The sequence below is a fragment of the Caballeronia choica genome (assembly GCF_001544535.1).
Taxonomy (GTDB): Bacteria; Pseudomonadota; Gammaproteobacteria; order Burkholderiales; family Burkholderiaceae; genus Caballeronia; species Caballeronia choica.
The window spans coordinates 22,711-37,649 of sequence record NZ_FCON02000078.1; the positions used below are offsets into that span (position 1 = coordinate 22,711).

General features: G+C 65.3%; 11 protein-coding genes. 9 read left to right on the forward strand and 2 right to left on the reverse strand.

All coding sequences use genetic code 11. From position 1 onward, the window contains the following. Window positions 1-14: 14 nt before the first annotated feature. A complete protein-coding gene (locus AWB68_RS27320) occupies window positions 15-1,454 on the reverse strand; it encodes an aldehyde dehydrogenase family protein (RefSeq protein WP_087647465.1) in 1,440 nt (479 codons plus the stop codon). Then, window positions 1,451-2,389, reverse strand: coding sequence for a LysR family transcriptional regulator (locus tag AWB68_RS27325; RefSeq protein ID WP_087647466.1), 939 nt, complete (start codon window positions 2,387-2,389; stop codon window positions 1,451-1,453). Before AWB68_RS27325 ends, AWB68_RS27320 begins: the two co-directional genes overlap by 4 nt. 299 nt (window positions 2,390-2,688) lie before the next feature. On the opposite strand from AWB68_RS27325, the gene AWB68_RS27330 reads away from it, so the two are divergent. The 9 genes from AWB68_RS27330 to AWB68_RS27370 all read left to right on the forward strand — a co-directional run bounded on the left by AWB68_RS27330 (window position 2,689) and on the right by AWB68_RS27370 (window position 14,776). After that, window positions 2,689-4,182: a UbiD family decarboxylase gene (locus AWB68_RS27330; RefSeq protein WP_087647467.1), complete on the forward strand. Its 1,494-nt coding sequence runs from the start codon at window positions 2,689-2,691 to the stop codon at window positions 4,180-4,182. Continuing rightward, window positions 4,175-4,795, forward strand: coding sequence for a UbiX family flavin prenyltransferase (locus AWB68_RS27335; RefSeq protein ID WP_087647468.1), 621 nt, complete (start codon window positions 4,175-4,177; stop codon window positions 4,793-4,795). The genes AWB68_RS27330 and AWB68_RS27335 overlap by 8 nt, the downstream gene beginning before the upstream one ends. Next, entirely contained in the window at window positions 4,792-7,815 is a 3,024-nt protein-coding gene (locus tag AWB68_RS27340) for a xanthine dehydrogenase family protein molybdopterin-binding subunit (protein ID WP_087647469.1), read from the forward strand. Before AWB68_RS27335 ends, AWB68_RS27340 begins: the two co-directional genes overlap by 4 nt. Beyond that, complete coding sequence (locus AWB68_RS27345) at window positions 7,812-8,633, forward strand: FAD binding domain-containing protein (RefSeq protein ID WP_087647470.1); 822 nt, start codon at window positions 7,812-7,814, stop codon at window positions 8,631-8,633. The genes AWB68_RS27340 and AWB68_RS27345 overlap by 4 nt, the downstream gene beginning before the upstream one ends. After that, a complete protein-coding gene (locus AWB68_RS27350; RefSeq protein WP_087647471.1) occupies window positions 8,630-9,166 on the forward strand; it encodes a (2Fe-2S)-binding protein in 537 nt (178 codons plus the stop codon). The genes AWB68_RS27345 and AWB68_RS27350 overlap by 4 nt, the downstream gene beginning before the upstream one ends. Beyond that, window positions 9,159-10,730 (forward strand): AMP-binding protein, encoded by a 1,572-nt coding sequence (locus tag AWB68_RS27355; RefSeq protein WP_087647472.1) that lies wholly within the window; start codon window positions 9,159-9,161, stop codon window positions 10,728-10,730. Before AWB68_RS27350 ends, AWB68_RS27355 begins: the two co-directional genes overlap by 8 nt. 6 nt (window positions 10,731-10,736) lie before the next feature. After that, window positions 10,737-11,543, forward strand: a complete 807-nt coding sequence (locus AWB68_RS27360) for an enoyl-CoA hydratase/isomerase family protein (RefSeq protein ID WP_087647473.1) — start codon at window positions 10,737-10,739, stop codon at window positions 11,541-11,543. A 30-nt stretch (window positions 11,544-11,573) separates the two neighbouring features. Then, window positions 11,574-13,307, forward strand: coding sequence for a GMC family oxidoreductase (locus AWB68_RS27365; RefSeq protein ID WP_087647474.1), 1,734 nt, complete (start codon window positions 11,574-11,576; stop codon window positions 13,305-13,307). A 92-nt stretch (window positions 13,308-13,399) separates the two neighbouring features. Further along, entirely contained in the window at window positions 13,400-14,776 is a 1,377-nt protein-coding gene (locus AWB68_RS27370; RefSeq protein WP_087647475.1) for an MFS transporter, read from the forward strand. Window positions 14,777-14,939: the final 163 nt, after the last annotated feature.

The window sequence follows — 14,939 nt, forward strand, 5'->3', positions numbered from 1 at the left end:
GCCCGCTAACGTACTCAACGTAGCGGTATCACGCCATCGGCGACGCCTGCCGGCATACAGATGTGCTTGATCTCCGTGAAGTCGGCGAGCGCATCGTAGCCGTGCAGGCGGCCGAGACCGCTTTGCCGGTAGCCGCCCGTTTCCGCTTCGGCAAAGAGCTTGTTGTGATCGTTGATCCACACTGTGCCGTTGCGCAACGCGCGCGCGATGCGAAAGGCGCGCGCGCCGTCGTGGGTCCACACGCTCGCGGACAGTCCAAATACCGTGTCGTTGGCTTTGTCGATTGCCTGCGCTTCAGTGTCGAATGTCTCCAGCGTGACGAACGGTCCGAAGATTTCCTCCTGGCAGAAGAACCCTTTCGGGTCGCTGTGTTCGACGAGCGTCGGCGACAGGAACGCATGTCCCGAGCGCTTGCCGCGCAGCAGTACGCGATCGGCTTCGTCACAGGCACGGGCAATGGTTTGATCGACCGCGTCGCGCGTGGCCGCGTCGATTAGCGGGCCGATGTCCATTGCCTCGTTGATGCCTTCGCCCACTTTCAGCGCTTCGAGCGCACGCGTCAGATGCTCGCGCATCTCCGCCGCTCGCCGGGCATGCACGAGCACGCGGCGCGCAGCCGTGCATTGCTGACCCGAGATGATCGTCGCGGCGCGTGCGATACGCGGCGCGATCGCGGCGACGTCCGCATCCTCGAAGACGACACAGCACGACTTGCCGCCGAGTTCCAGCGAGAGCTTCTTCATGCTTTCGGCGGCGGCGGCCATAATCTTCTTGCCCGTCGCGGTCGATCCGGTGAAGCTCACCACATCGACGTCATGCGACTCGACCAGCCGCTCGCCCGCCGCATAACCCGTCTCATTGACGAGGTTCACCGCGCCCTTCGGCAGCGCGGTCTGCTCGAAGCAGCGCAGCATGGCCGCGATGACCAGCGGGGTCTGCGCGGCCGCTTTGACGATTGCGGTGCAGCCAGCGGCGAGCGCGGGCGCGAGCGAGCGCACGAGCAACACCGCGGGCGCATTCCAGGGCACGACGATGGCCGCGACGCCAGCGGCTTCGCGCAGCATCGTCGAGATCGTTCCCGGTTCGGCTTCCAGCACGTGACCCGCGATGTGCCGAGCGAGTCCCGCGTAATAGCGGACTTCGGAAATCGCGCCTGCGATCTCGCCGCGCGATTGCGCGATTGCCTTGCCGTTTTCGCGCGTGAGGAGGATCGCAAGCGGCTCGCGTTGCGCATCGAGCGCGGCGGCCCATGCGAGTAGTACGTCCTGGCGCAGGCGCGCGTCCTGCGCCCACGTCGTGCGGTCGAACACGTGCCGTGCCGCGGCGATGGCCGCATCGGCTTCCGGCGCGCCGCCGTCGGCGAACTGGCCGATGCTTTCGCCGGTAGCGGGGTCGATGCTGTCGACCGAGGGCACGCCGACCCATGCGCCGGCTATCCAGTGTGGTGCAATCATGCAGTTTCCTTGGTGACAAGAGGGGGGGTTGTGCCGGATGCGTTCGACACGCGATGCAGTTCGTCGGCGATGATCTCGATCAGCGCCTCGGCCGCGGCGGACAGCGGCCTGCGCGGATGGCTCACGCGCACGATATGCCGCACGATGCGTGGCGCGAGAATCGGATGGGCCCGCAGCGTCCCACGCTGCACGGCCCGCCCGACAGCGATGCGCGGCAGGATCGTCGCAAAGCGAGTGCTCTCGACGAGCTTCACGATCGTGCTGAGCACGTCGATTTCGAAGCGCGGCGCAAGCAGCACGTCTTCGTGCTGTGCGGCGGTATCGAGCACGCCGCGCAAGCCGTGGCGCTTGGTCGGCAACACGAGTTCGAGTTCGGGCAACTGCGCGAGCTCGATCGTGTGCGGTAGGTCGGGACCGTGCGCGACGCTCGTCGCCAGCACCATTTCTTCATCGAGCAGCGTCTGCGAATCCAGCGACAGGCGCGCGCGCGGCTTGTTGATGAGGGCCGCATCGAGTTGACCGCCCGCGACCCAGTCAATAAAGGTCGCGCTGAAGCCGTCCGCCACCGTCACTTCGACATGCGGATAACGCGCATGAAAGCGCGAAAGCGAATCGGCAAGCACGCTCTCCGTCACCGATGCGATGAGCCCGATGCTCACATGCCCCGTTACCACTTCGTCGCGCTGCTGAAGCTGCTGCCGCGCGTGCGCGAGGTCGCGCATGATCGGCAGGAAGAGGCGATACATCAGGCGTCCGGCGGCGGTCGGCGCCATGCCATGCGCGCCGCGCTCGAACAATTGCTGATGCAGCTCATCCTCCAGCTTCGCGATCTGCATGCTGAGCGCGGGCTGCACGATGTTCAGCCGCTTGGCTGCGCGCGTGACGGACCCGTCCTCGAAGAGCGCGATGAAGTACTGGATTTGCTTGAGGTCCATTTTTTCGTATGAACAAGGGTATCAACGAGTGTAATGACCTTGGCTTGCGCTATCAGTCGATGGCCGCGAGGCGTCTGGCGGGCCGTTTCCGGCAATGCTTTCGCCGGCGGTGAGGTGGCAGGTGTCTATTGATATCGATCTGTAAGACCGGTGTCATCGGGGCTAACACTGATATCAGCATTAATGATCCGGCGCATCAAAAAACAGTATTAGAACTTATAACGCGATCTCGCTACGCTTCGTTCAATCCTTGCTGCGGCGCTTTCGCCGCGAAACGCAGGGCATTGATGGAGACGCAGATGAATACTCGCGATGCCGCGACGCACGGCACCTTTCCTCTTCCGTGGGCTTCGAATCGTTCGGAGACGGATGCGCTGACGCTGCGTGACTGGCTCGCGCATCTCGCCAAGACCGGCCGCCTGGCGACCATCGATCACCCGGTCGCGCTCGAGCACGAACTCGCCGCGATCGCCAAGCGTCTCGACGGCACGCAGGCCGCTTTCTTCACGCAGCCCGGCGGCAAGGACGTGCCGGTCGTTTCCGGCTTCATGTCGAAGCGCGCCTGGATCGCGGAGGCGATGGGTGTCGAGGAAGCAGGCCTGCTCGAGCGTTTTTCGGCGGCGGCCGCGCAGCCGATCGCATCCAGGGTAGTCGATCGAGCGGACGCGCCCTGTCAGCAGATCGTTCATACGAACGGCGTCGACCTGCACGCGCTGCTGCCGATCCCCACGCACAGCGAGCACGACAACGGCCCGTACATCACGGCGGGTCTCGTAATCGCGCGCAATCCGCGCACCGGCGTGCAGAACGTGTCGATCAACCGCATCCAGGTGCACGGGCCGGACCGCATGGCGATCCTGCTGCTGCCGCGCCACCTCTACGCGTTTCAGAGAGCTGCCGAGGAAGCGGGCGAAGCGCTCGACGTGGCCGTGGCCATCGGCGTCGATCCGCTGACGATGCTCGCCTCGCAAGCGATCACGCCAATCGATCACGACGAGCTGGAAATCGCGGGTGCGCTGCATGGCGGGCCGCTGCCGGTCGTGAAATGCGTGACGAGCGCCGTGCATGTGCCGGCGTATGCGGAAATCGTGATCGAAGGGCGCATTCTGCCTAACGTGCGCGAGCCGGAAGGCCCATTCGGTGAATTCCCGAAGTACTACAGCGCCAAGGAAGCGCGCGAGGTGATCGAGGTGACCGCGCTCACGCATCGTCGCGATCCGGTCTTTCATACGATCGTTCCCGCTGAGATGGAGCACTTGCTGCTCGGCGCAATCCCGCGCGAAGCGACGCTGCTCGCGCATCTGCAACGCAGCCATCCGGGCGTCACGGACGTGCATCTGTCGGTGGGCGGCGTGTGTCGTTATCACCTCTGGGTGCAGTTCGAGAAGAAGCGCGAGGGCGAAGCGAAGAACGTGATCCTGTGCGCGTTCGGCGCGCATTACGACATCAAGCAGGTCGTCGTCGTCGATACCGATGTTGCCGTGCACGATCCCGCCGAAATCGAATGGGCGATCGCGACGCGCTTTCAGGCGGATCGCGATCTCGTCGTGATCGAGGGGGCGCAGGGTTCGCCGCTCGATCCGTCGACGACGGTCGGCCAGCCGACGGACGCGCCGCCGCATCTGCAAGGCGTGAGCGCGAAGATGGGTCTCGACGCGACGCGCCCCGTGGTCTATCCGGAGCACGTGTTCACGCGCGTGCGCATTCCCGGCCAGGACACGGTCGATCTCGAGTCGCTCGTCGCCGCCGACAACGCCGCGTTCGACGCCTACCTGAGCCGCGATCATGGCTGAGCGGAACAAGGCACGCATCGTCGTCGGCATCTCGGGCGCGAGCGGCGCCGCAATCGGCGTTCGCCTGCTCGCCGCGCTGCGCCGGCTCGGCACGCACGAGACGCATCTGATCGTGTCGGCGTCGGGCGCGGTCACGGCGGCGCAGGAACTCGGCCTCGGACGCGGCGACCTCGATGCGCTCGCGGACGTCGTCCATAACGTGCGCGACATCGGCGCGGCGGTGGCGAGCGGATCGTTTTTGACCGACGGCATGGTGATCGCGCCGTGTTCGATGAAGACGCTCGCAGCCGTCGCCAACGGTTTCGCCGACAACCTGCTCACGCGCGCCGCCGACGTGATGCTCAAGGAGCGCCGCCGTCTCGTGCTGGTCGCGCGTGAGACGCCGCTCAACCTCGCGCATCTGCGCAACATGACGCTCGCCACCGAGATGGGCGCGATCGTGATGCCGCCGGTGCCTGCGTTCTACGCGCATCCGAAGACCATCGACGATGTCGTCGATCACACGGTCGGCCGCATTCTCGATCTGTTCGGCATCGAGCACGGCGAGATCGCGCGCCGCTGGAGCGGTCTCGCGGATGAGTTCGCGAGCCGCGCTGAAGGAGCCGCGCGATGAACCAGCGCGAGACCGCCTTCGCTGAGATCGACGCGGGCGCGGAGCAAGGGTCGCGGGCCAGGCGCCACGTCGGCCGCTCGATGCAGCGCCTCGAAGATCCCGCGATCCTGACCGGCCGTGGCCGCTATGGCGACGACCTCGCGATCAAACCAGGCACACTGCACGCCGCCGTGCTGCGCTCGCCGCACGCCCACGCGGAATTGGTGTCGATCGATGCGCAGGCGGCGTCGGAGCTGCCGGGCGTGCGGGCCGTGCTCACTCGCGACGATCTGCGTGCGTGGTCGCGGCCGTTCGTCGTCGGCGTGAAGTCGCCGATGGAGCAATGGTCGCTCGCGATGGATCGCGTGCGTTACGTGGGCGAGCCCGTAGCTGTGGTAATGGCCGAATCGCGCGCGCTGGCCGAAGATGCGCTCGACCTCATCAAGGTCGAATATGCAATGCTCGATCCAGTCACCTCGATCGACGCCTCGCTGAACGACGATGCACCGGTCTTGCATGAACGCGTCGGCACGAACGTGATCAGCGACCGGCACTTCCGCTACGGCGATCCTGAAGCCGCGTTTGAAGCAGCGCCGCATCGCGTGAAGTTCGTCGCGCACTATCCGCGCAATACGTGTGCGCCGATCGAATGCGGCGTGGTGATCGCGGAGTATCTGTCGGGCAACGAAGGCTATGACGTCACGTCGAATTTCATGGGGCCGTTCTCCCTGCACGCCGTGATGGCGATGGCGCTCAACGTGCCGGCGAATCGCCTGCGTCACAAGGCGCCGCGCGATTCGGGCGGCAGCTTCGGCGTGAAGCAGGCAGTCTTTCCGTATGTCGTGCTGATGTGTCTCGCGTCGCGCAAGGCGGGTGCGCCGGTGAAGTGGGTCGAGGACCGGCTTGAGCATCTGAGCGCAGCGACGTCTGCGACCGCGCGCTTCTCGACAATCGAAGCCGCTGTCGAAAGGGACGGGCGCATCACCGCGCTTTCGTACGATCAGGTCGAAGACGTCGGCGGCTACGTGCGCGCACCCGAACCAGCGACCTTCTACCGGATGCACGGCTGCCTGACGGGCGCGTACGCGGTCGCGAATCTCGCCGTGCGCAACCGCGTCGTGCTGACGAACAAGACGCCGACCGGACTCGTGCGCGGCTTCGGCGGCCCGCAAGTTTACTTCGCGCTCGAACGGCTGATGCAGCGCATCGCGATCGAACTCAAGCTCGACGTGCTCGACGTGTACCGCCGCAACTTCGTTCCCGCCGATGCGTTTCCGTATCGCGCGGCGGCGGGTGCGCTGCTCGACTCGGGCAACTATCAGGAAGCGTTGCGCCGATCGCTCGCGGATGGCGGCTACGACGAACTCGTCGCGCGCCGCGAAGCGGCACGCAGCGATGGGCGATTGTATGGCATCGGCTTTGCGGCAATCGTCGAGCCATCGGTATCGAACATGGGCTACATCACGACCGTGATGCCCGCCGACGCGCGCAAGAAAGCCGGACCGAAGAGCGGCGCGATCGCGAGCGCGACGGTGAGCGTCGATCTGCTTGGCGGTGTCGTCGTGACCGTGGCGTCGACGCCGGCGGGGCAGGGCCACATGACGGTGTGTGCGCAAGTCGTCGCGGATGTGCTCGGCCTCGATCCGAAAGACATCGTTGTGAATGTCGAATTCGATACGCACAAGGACGCGTGGTCGGTTGCGTCCGGCAATTACTCGAGCCGCTTTGCAGGCGCGGTCGCGGGCACGGTGCATCTCGCCGCGATGCGGGTGCGCGACAAGCTTTCGCGCATCGTCGCGAAACAGTTCGACTGCACGCCTGAGGAAGTCTGCTTCGATGCCGCGCGCATCTATCCAAAGGGCGCTGAGGATCGCGCACTGCTGTTTGCGCGCGTCGCGAGCAACGCGCCACACTGGGCGCCCGCGCTCCTGCCCGAAGGCGAGGAGCCGGGCTTGCGCGCGACCGTGTTCTGGACGCCGCCGAACATGGAAGCGCCCGACGAGAACGATCGTATCAATACGTCGGCGGCGTATGGCTTCGCGTTTGATATGTGCGGCGTCGAAGTGGATCGCGCGACGGGGCGCGTGCGTATCGACCGCTACGTGACCGCGCACGATGCGGGCACGCTGCTGAACCCCGCGCTCGCCGACGGCCAGATTCGCGGTGCGTTCGCGCAAGGTCTGGGCGCGGCGCTGATGGAGGAGTTCCGTTATGGCGCGGACGGCAGCTTCCAGTCCGGCACGCTCGCCGACTACCTGATGCCGACCACTTGCGAAGTGCCCGATCCGCTGATCGTCCATCTGGAGACGCCGTCGCCGTTCACCCCGCTCGGCGCGAAGGGTCTCGGCGAGGGCAACAACATGAGCACGCCGCCGTGCATCGCAAATGCCGTCGCGGATGCGCTCGGCGTCGACGATATTCGCCTGCCGCTCACGCCGTCGAAAGTGATGGCGCTGATCGGTATCGACGACCCGGAGCCGTCACGACCCGAACTGCGCGATGCGCCCGCGAAGAAACCCGCGACGCCCGGTGGCAAGGCGCTGACGGCGCAAGGCACGGTCGATTTGCCCGCGACGCCGGAAGCGGTCTTCGCCGTCTTGCTGAACCCGCAAGCGCTCGCGAAGGTCATCCCCGGCTGCCATGCGCTCGAAGAGACTGCGCCGAATCAGTATCGCGCGGATGTGACGGTCGGTGTCGGCATGATCAAGGCGCGATTCGAGGCGCGTATGGGCTTGTCGGAGATCGACGCGCCGCATCGGCTGCGACTTGCGGGTGCAGGCATCTCGCCGCTGGGCAGTGCGCGCGGCAACGGCCTCGTCGAACTCACGCCGACCGATAAGGGCACGCAGCTTTCGTACGATTACGAAGCCCAGGTGTCGGGCAAGGTCGCGGCGGTCGGCGCACGCATGCTCGAAGGCGCGGCGAAGGTCGTGTTGAAGCAACTCTTCGAATCGCTCGGGCGGCAGGCCGCCGGCAAGTCCGTGCAGGCAGGCGGTTCGTGGCTATCGCGCGTCATCGCGCGCTTCAGGAGCAAAGCATGAAGCCCGCTTCGTTCGATTATCTGCGCGCCATGACGACGCACGATGCACTCGATGCACTCGCGCAATTCGGCGAGGACGCGCGCGTGCTCGCGGGCGGCCAGTCGCTGATGGCGGTGCTCAACATGCGGCTCGCGCAGCCGCGCGTGCTCATCGACATCTCGCGCACGCAAGAACTGAACGCGGTTCACGTCGATGACAAGGCGAGCCAACTGGTGGTGAGCGCGGCGGCGACGCAGGGCAGCGTCGAATGGCGCAAGACCTTGCGCGACGAAGTGCCGATGCTCGCGATGGCGTTCCCGCACATCTCGCATTTTCAGATCCGCAATCGCGGGACCGTATGCGGATCGATCGCGCACGCGGACCCGAGCGCAGAACTGCCGCTCGTGCTCGCCGCGCTCGGCGGCGACGTCACGTTGCGCTCGAAGAAGAAAAAGCGCGTGCTCGCGGCGCAGGACTTTTTCCAGGGCATGTTGATGACAGCACGCGAACCGGACGAACTCGTCGAGTCCGTGCGCTTTCCGGTGAAACAGCCGGGCGAGCATTACGCGTTCACCGAATTCTCCGCACGTCACGGCGACTTTGCGATGGTTGCATGCGCGGCGGTCGTGACCGATGACGCGATCCGCATCGCGGTGGGCGGCGTCGCGGACCGCCCGACGGTCGAACGCTGGCCGCGTTTGCAAGGCGACGACCTGCGCGGCGCATTGAACGATTTGAGCTGGAAGCTTGGCGCGCAGGACGACGCGCATATCAGCGCGGCATATCGCCGGCATCTGGTCCGGCAACTCGGATGGCGCGTGATCGAGGAGGCGAAGTGAGCAAGACATCGATGAACATCATGCGGCAAGGCGAAGCGCAGCGCATCACGCTGACGCTCAACGGCCGCGAACGGAGCGGCCATTGCGAGCCGCGCGAACTGCTATCGGACTTCATCCGGCACGAACTCGGGGCGACCGGGACGCACGTCGGCTGCGAACATGGCGTGTGCGGCGCGTGCACGGTGCACATCGACGGCGTCGCGGCGCGGTCGTGCTTGATGCTGGCGGTGCAGGTCGACGGACGGCGCGTCGACACGGTCGAGGGTCTTGCACCCGATCAGACGCTCGGCGACCTGCAGCAGGCGTTCCAGCAGCATCACGCGTTGCAGTGCGGCTTCTGCACGGCGGGCATTCTGATGTCGTGCGCGGACTATCTGCAACGCGTGCCCGATCCGAGTGAGGAACAGGTGCGCGAGATGCTCTCGGGCCATATCTGCCGATGTACGGGCTACACGCCGATTGTCAAGGCGGTGCTCGACGTTGCGGCACGTCGCAATCGTCGTGAAGAAGGCACGGAGGTCGAGCATGCTTGATCTCGGCCGCACGTTCCTGCAAAGCGTCGAGCGAAGCCCGCACGCGCTCGCGCTCGTCGATGGCGATTTGCAATTCACCTACGCGCAGTGGCACCGCGTCATTCTCAATGTCGCCGATGGCTTGCGCGATCTCGGTCTCTCACGCGACGACCGGCTGCTCGCCGTGCTGCAAAACCGCTGGGAAATGGCGACGCTGCACTGGGCCTGCCAGTTCGCGGGCATCGTGATCGTGCCGCTCAACTGGCGCGCCAAGCCCGACGAACTCGACTACTGCGTGACTGACGCGGGCGTGAAGGCGATCGTCTACGAACCGGTGTGCGCGGATGCCGTCGTGCAAAGCAGCGCGGCGCAAAACGTGCCGCGCATCGGACTCGATGACGCCCAAGGCCGCACGACCGCCTTCGACGCGCTGCTGGCTGAACGCAAGCATGCCAGCGAGACGACCCACGCGAACGCCGACGATCTCTCGCTGATCCTCTACACCTCGGGCACGACGGGCAAGGGGAAGGGCGTGCCGCGCCGTCACCGGCACGAACGCGCAAGCGCGCTCGCGCACGTCGCGCAGAACCTGTATCGGCACAGTGAACGCACGCTCGGCGTGATGCCGCTCTATCACACGATGGGCGTGCGCTCGCTGCTCTCGATGGCGCTCGTCGATGGCCTTTTCGTCTGCGTGCGGCGCTGGAACGCGCGGCTCGCGCTCGACTCCATCGCGAAGCACGGCCTCACGTGCCTGTATCTCGTGCCGACGCTCTATCACGACCTGCTCGCCGATCCGGACTTCGCGAAGAGCGATACCTCGTCGGTGACGAAGCTCGGCTTCGCGGGCGCGCCGATGAACGACGGCTTGCTCAAGCGCCTCTCGGCCGCATTCGAGCCGGAACTGTTCGTCAATCACTACGGCTCGTCCGAGGTCTATACGTTCAGCATCGACCAGGACGCGACGAGGAAGCCGGGCAGCGCGGGACGCGCGGGCATCAACACGCGCCTGCGCGTCGTGAAGCTCGACGCGAAGTCGCCCGACGACTTGGCCGCCGTGAAGGAAGAAGGCCAGATCATCGCGGACCTGCTCGGTGACGAAGCGTTCGAAGGCTACTGGAACCGCCCCGATGCCAACGCAAGGTCACTGCGCGACGGCTGGTACTTCACCGGCGACACCGGCTACTACGACGAAGACGGCGACCTGTATGTCTCCGGCCGAGTGGACGACATGATCATCAGCGGCGGCGAGAACATCTCGCCGGTCGATATCGAATCGGTGCTTTCGTTGCATCCGTCGGTCGATGAAGTGGCCGTCGCGGGCGTGAAGGACGAGCGCTGGGGCCAGCGCGTGGTCGCGTTCATCAAGCGCCGCGATTATGTCGACTCAGCCGCGCTCGACGCATGGTGCCGCGAGTCGGATCTCGTTAATTTCAAGCGGCCACGCGACTACGTGTTCGTCGACGACATCCCGAAGTCGCCGGTCGGCAAGATCCTGCGCCGCAAGCTTTCCGCCGGCGAATATCAACGCGATAACGGTCCGTTCGCATCTGCCGCACACCGTACCAACACCACGAAGGAGTAAATCAACATGACCGACTTGACCCATCGCGGCCAGACGCTGCTTCAGGACCTCGACGGCTTTTCGATCGAGATCGACGCTGATCGCGAGCGCGCCGACATCATCCTGCATCGCCCGCCGTTCAACGTGATCTCGATGCATGCGCGCGACCAGTTGCGCGCCGCGTTCGAAGCGCTCGACGAAGACGATCGCGTGCGCGTGATCGTCGTGCGCGCGAAGGGCGAGCACTTTTCGAGTGGCGGCGACATCAAGGGCTTTCTCGAAGCATCGCCCGAACATGTGTCGAAGCTCGCCTGGAACATCGCCGCACCCGCGCGCTGCTCGAAGCCGGTGATCGCGGCCAATCGCGGCTTCTGCTTCGGCGTGGGATTCGAGTTGTCGCTCGCGTGCGACTTCCGCATCGCGACCGAGACCACGTTCTATGCGCTGCCGGAACAGAAGCTCGGACAGATTCCAGGTTCGGGCGGATCGGCGCGGTTGCAGCAGATGGTCGGCGTAGGCCGCACGAAGGACATCGTGATGCGCTCGCGCCGCATACCGGGCAAGCAGGCATACGAGTGGGGCATCGTCGTCGAATGCGTGGCCGATACCGAACTCGAAGCCGCGACCGATGCGCTCGTCGAGGAACTGCGCGCTTTCTCGCCGCTCGCGCAACGCACGGCGAAGAAGCTGCTGAATGATTCGGAAGACGCGCCGCTCTCGATCGCGATCGAACTTGAAGGGCACTGCTATAGCCGCCTGCGCACGTCCGACGACTTCCGCGAAGGCGTCGAAGCGTTTCATGGCAAGCGCAAGCCGATGTTTCGCGGTTCCTGAGAAGCCAGCAAGAGACAAGGAGACAGGCATATGGAACGTTTCGATTACGTGATCGTCGGTGGCGGATCGGCGGGATGCGTGCTCGCGCATCGGCTGTCGGCGGTGCCGTCGCTGCGCGTCGCGTTGATCGAAGCGGGCGCTGATACGCCGCCGGGCGCCGTGCCCGCGGTCATCCTCGACAGCTATCCGATGCCTGTCTTCTGCGGCGATACCTACATCTGGCCCGATCTGAAGGCGAAGGCGACGAAGGACGCGGCGCCGCGCGTCTATGAGCAGGGCCGTGTGATGGGCGGCGGGTCGAGCATCAACGTGCAGTCGGCCAATCGCGGCCTGCCGCGCGATTACGACGAGTGGGCCGCGAACGGCGCGCCGGGCTGGGCATGGGACGACGTGCTGCCGTATTTTCGCAAGCTCGAGCGTGATGTGAATTTCCCCGCTGGCGAGTTGCATGGCAGCGACGGCCCGGTGCCGATCCGCCGCATCATGCCGGAGGATTGGCCCCCGTTCTGTCACGCGTTCGCCGATGGGCTACGCGCGAATGGCTTCGCCACCCTGCAAGACCAAAATGCCGAGTTCAGCGACGGCTTGTTTCCCGGCGCGTTCTCAAATATCGACGACAAGCGTGTGTCCACCGCGGTCGCGTACCTCGACGAAGCGACACGCAAGCGACCCAATCTCACCGTGTATTCGAATTTGCGTGTCGAGCGAATCGTGATGAAAGGGACCGCCGCGCAGGGCGTGGTTGCGGTGGCGCCGAACGGCGAGCGCGTTCATCTGGACGCCGATGAGGTCGTCGTATGCGCGGGCGCGCTCCAGTCGCCCGCATTGCTGATGCGCGCGGGCATCGGCTCAAAGCATGCGCTCGACGAGCTCGACATTGGATGCCTCGTTGATCTGCCGGGCGTCGGGCGCAACCTGCAGGATCATCCGTCGCTCACGTTCTGCCACTTTCTCGAACCGCGCTTTCGCATGCCGCTTTCCCGGCGCCGGGCGAGCATGACGGCTGCGCGATTCACGTCCGGCGTCGATGGCGGCGAACCGTCGGACCTGTATCTGTCGAGCGCGACGCGTGCCGCATGGCATTCGCTCGGCAATCGGCTCGGCCTCTTCTTTCTCTGGTGCAACCGGCCGTACTCGCGCGGCCGCGTGCAACTCGTTTCACCCGACGCAGCGGTCGCACCGCGCGTCGAGCTCAATCTGCTCGACGACCAGCGCGACCTCGACCGGCTCGCGGTTGGCGTACGGCTGCTCGCGAAGGTCGTCGCCGCATCGGGCCTCGGTCGCGATCAGCGCGATTTCTTTCCCGCGGCGTTTTCGCCGCGCGTGAAGGCGCTGAGCCGTGTTGGCGAGGGCAATGCACTGCTGACTTCGGTGCTCGGCACACTGCTCGATGCACCCGCGCCGATCCGCCGCCTGCTGATCGAACGCTTCTTCACGCGCGGGCTCAGGATCTCCTCGCTGCTCGCCGATGAAGGCGCGCTCGCGGACTTCATCCGCGCGAATGTCTTCGGCGTATGGCATGCGAGCGGAACGTGCCGCATGGGCGACGCGCGCGAGCGCGGCGCCGTCACCGATACCGAAGGCCGCGTGCATGGAACGCAGGGCTTGCGCGTCGTTGATGCATCGCTGATGCCGCGACTGCCGTCGGCGAACACCAATATCCCGACGATCATGATTGCCGAGAAGATCGCCGACGCAATGGTCACCGGACGACGCGCAGGCAGCGCATCGACAACGACGCCGCTCGCCGCCGCGCACCGATAGTTTCTTTAACGGCAACAAGAGCACGCCACAACAACGTGCCTTCAACACGGGGTCGATCGTGAGACGGCTCGGTGACATTCAAGGAGATGGAAATGTCAGTAGCAGCGCAAAATGGCGCAGCCGTGCCCGCAGTCGATCAGCGACAGGTGATGGGCGCAGTGGCAGCATCGTGTCTCGGTTGGGCACTGGATTTGTTCGACCTGTTCGTGTTGCTGTATGTCGCGCCAGTGGTGGGGCGTCTTTTCTTTCCCTCCGAGCACGCGATGCTTTCTCTCGCGGCAGTCTATGCATCGTTCGCCGTGACACTGCTGATGCGCCCGCTCGGCTCCGCGCTGTTCGGCTCTTACGCCGACCGCCGTGGCCGTAAAGGCGCGATGATCGTCGCGGTGGTTGGCGTCGGTCTGTCGACGGCCGCGTTCGGCTTGCTGCCGACCGTCGCTCAAGTCGGCCTGCTTGCGCCAATTCTCTTCCTCCTGCTGCGCCTGATCCAGGGCGTGTTCGTCGGCGGCGTGGTTGCTTCGACGCACACCATCGGCACGGAATCCGTCGCGCCGAAGTATCGCGGCGCGGTGTCGGGGCTGATCGGCGGCGGCGGGGCGGGACTCGGCGCGCTGCTCGCGTCAGTAACGTTTCTCGCGATGTCGGCGCTTTTCCCCGGCGATGCCTTCGACGTATGGGGCTGGCGCTGCATGTTCTTCACCGGCATCATCAGCTCGGTGCTTGGCCTCTTCGTGTTCAACAGCCTTGAAGAGTCGCCGCTGTGGAAGAAGCTCGCCGCCGAAAAGGCCGCGAAGGCGGCCGCGCAGGTCAAGGGCGCGCCCGTCGAAGTCGTGCGCTCGCCGCTGAAGACGCTGTTCTCGCGCGACTATCGAAAGATCCTCTTCGTCAACCTGCTCCTGACGATTGGCGGCGGCAGCGGCTACTACCTGACATCGGGCTACCTGCCGACGTTCCTCAAGGTTGTTAGCCACGCACCCAACGGTGCGGCCGCGGCGATCCTGATGATCTGCAGCGTCGCGGTTGTGGTCGCTTCGATCGCGGCAGGGCACCTGAGCACGTTCATCGGCCGCAAGGGCACGTTCGTGTGGATCGGGCTGATCCGGCTTGTCGCGTTGCCCGCGCTGTTCCTGCTGCTGCCCAGCGCGAGCAGCATCATGATGGTCGGCTTATACGCAGTGCTTCTCAGCGCGCTCGGCAGTGCGGGCTATGCGCCGATCCTGATCTTCCTGAACGAACGCTTCCCGACTTCGATCCGCGCGACCGGCACGGGCCTCTCCTGGAACATTGGCTTCGCGATCGGCGGGATGATGCCGACGGCCGTGTCGCTGGTAGCGAAGGATGCGAGCCAGTTGCCGATGACGCTGGCGATTTTCGTCGGCGCGATCAGCGTGATCTTCCTGGTGGGCGCGTTCGTCGTGCCCGAGACACTCGGCAAGCTCGAAGGCGGTTCCGCGCGCATTCCCTCCTGATTCACTGAGCATGACGGCGGGCACCAACGGGCGCTCGCCGCACACAACAGCCGGAGACATCGATGAAATACGAAGAAGACGTTCGTGCGCGTTCCTACAAGTTTCGCGACGAGTATGTCGACGCCACGCCATGGTGGTATCGCGGCGAAATGCACCTCGGCTT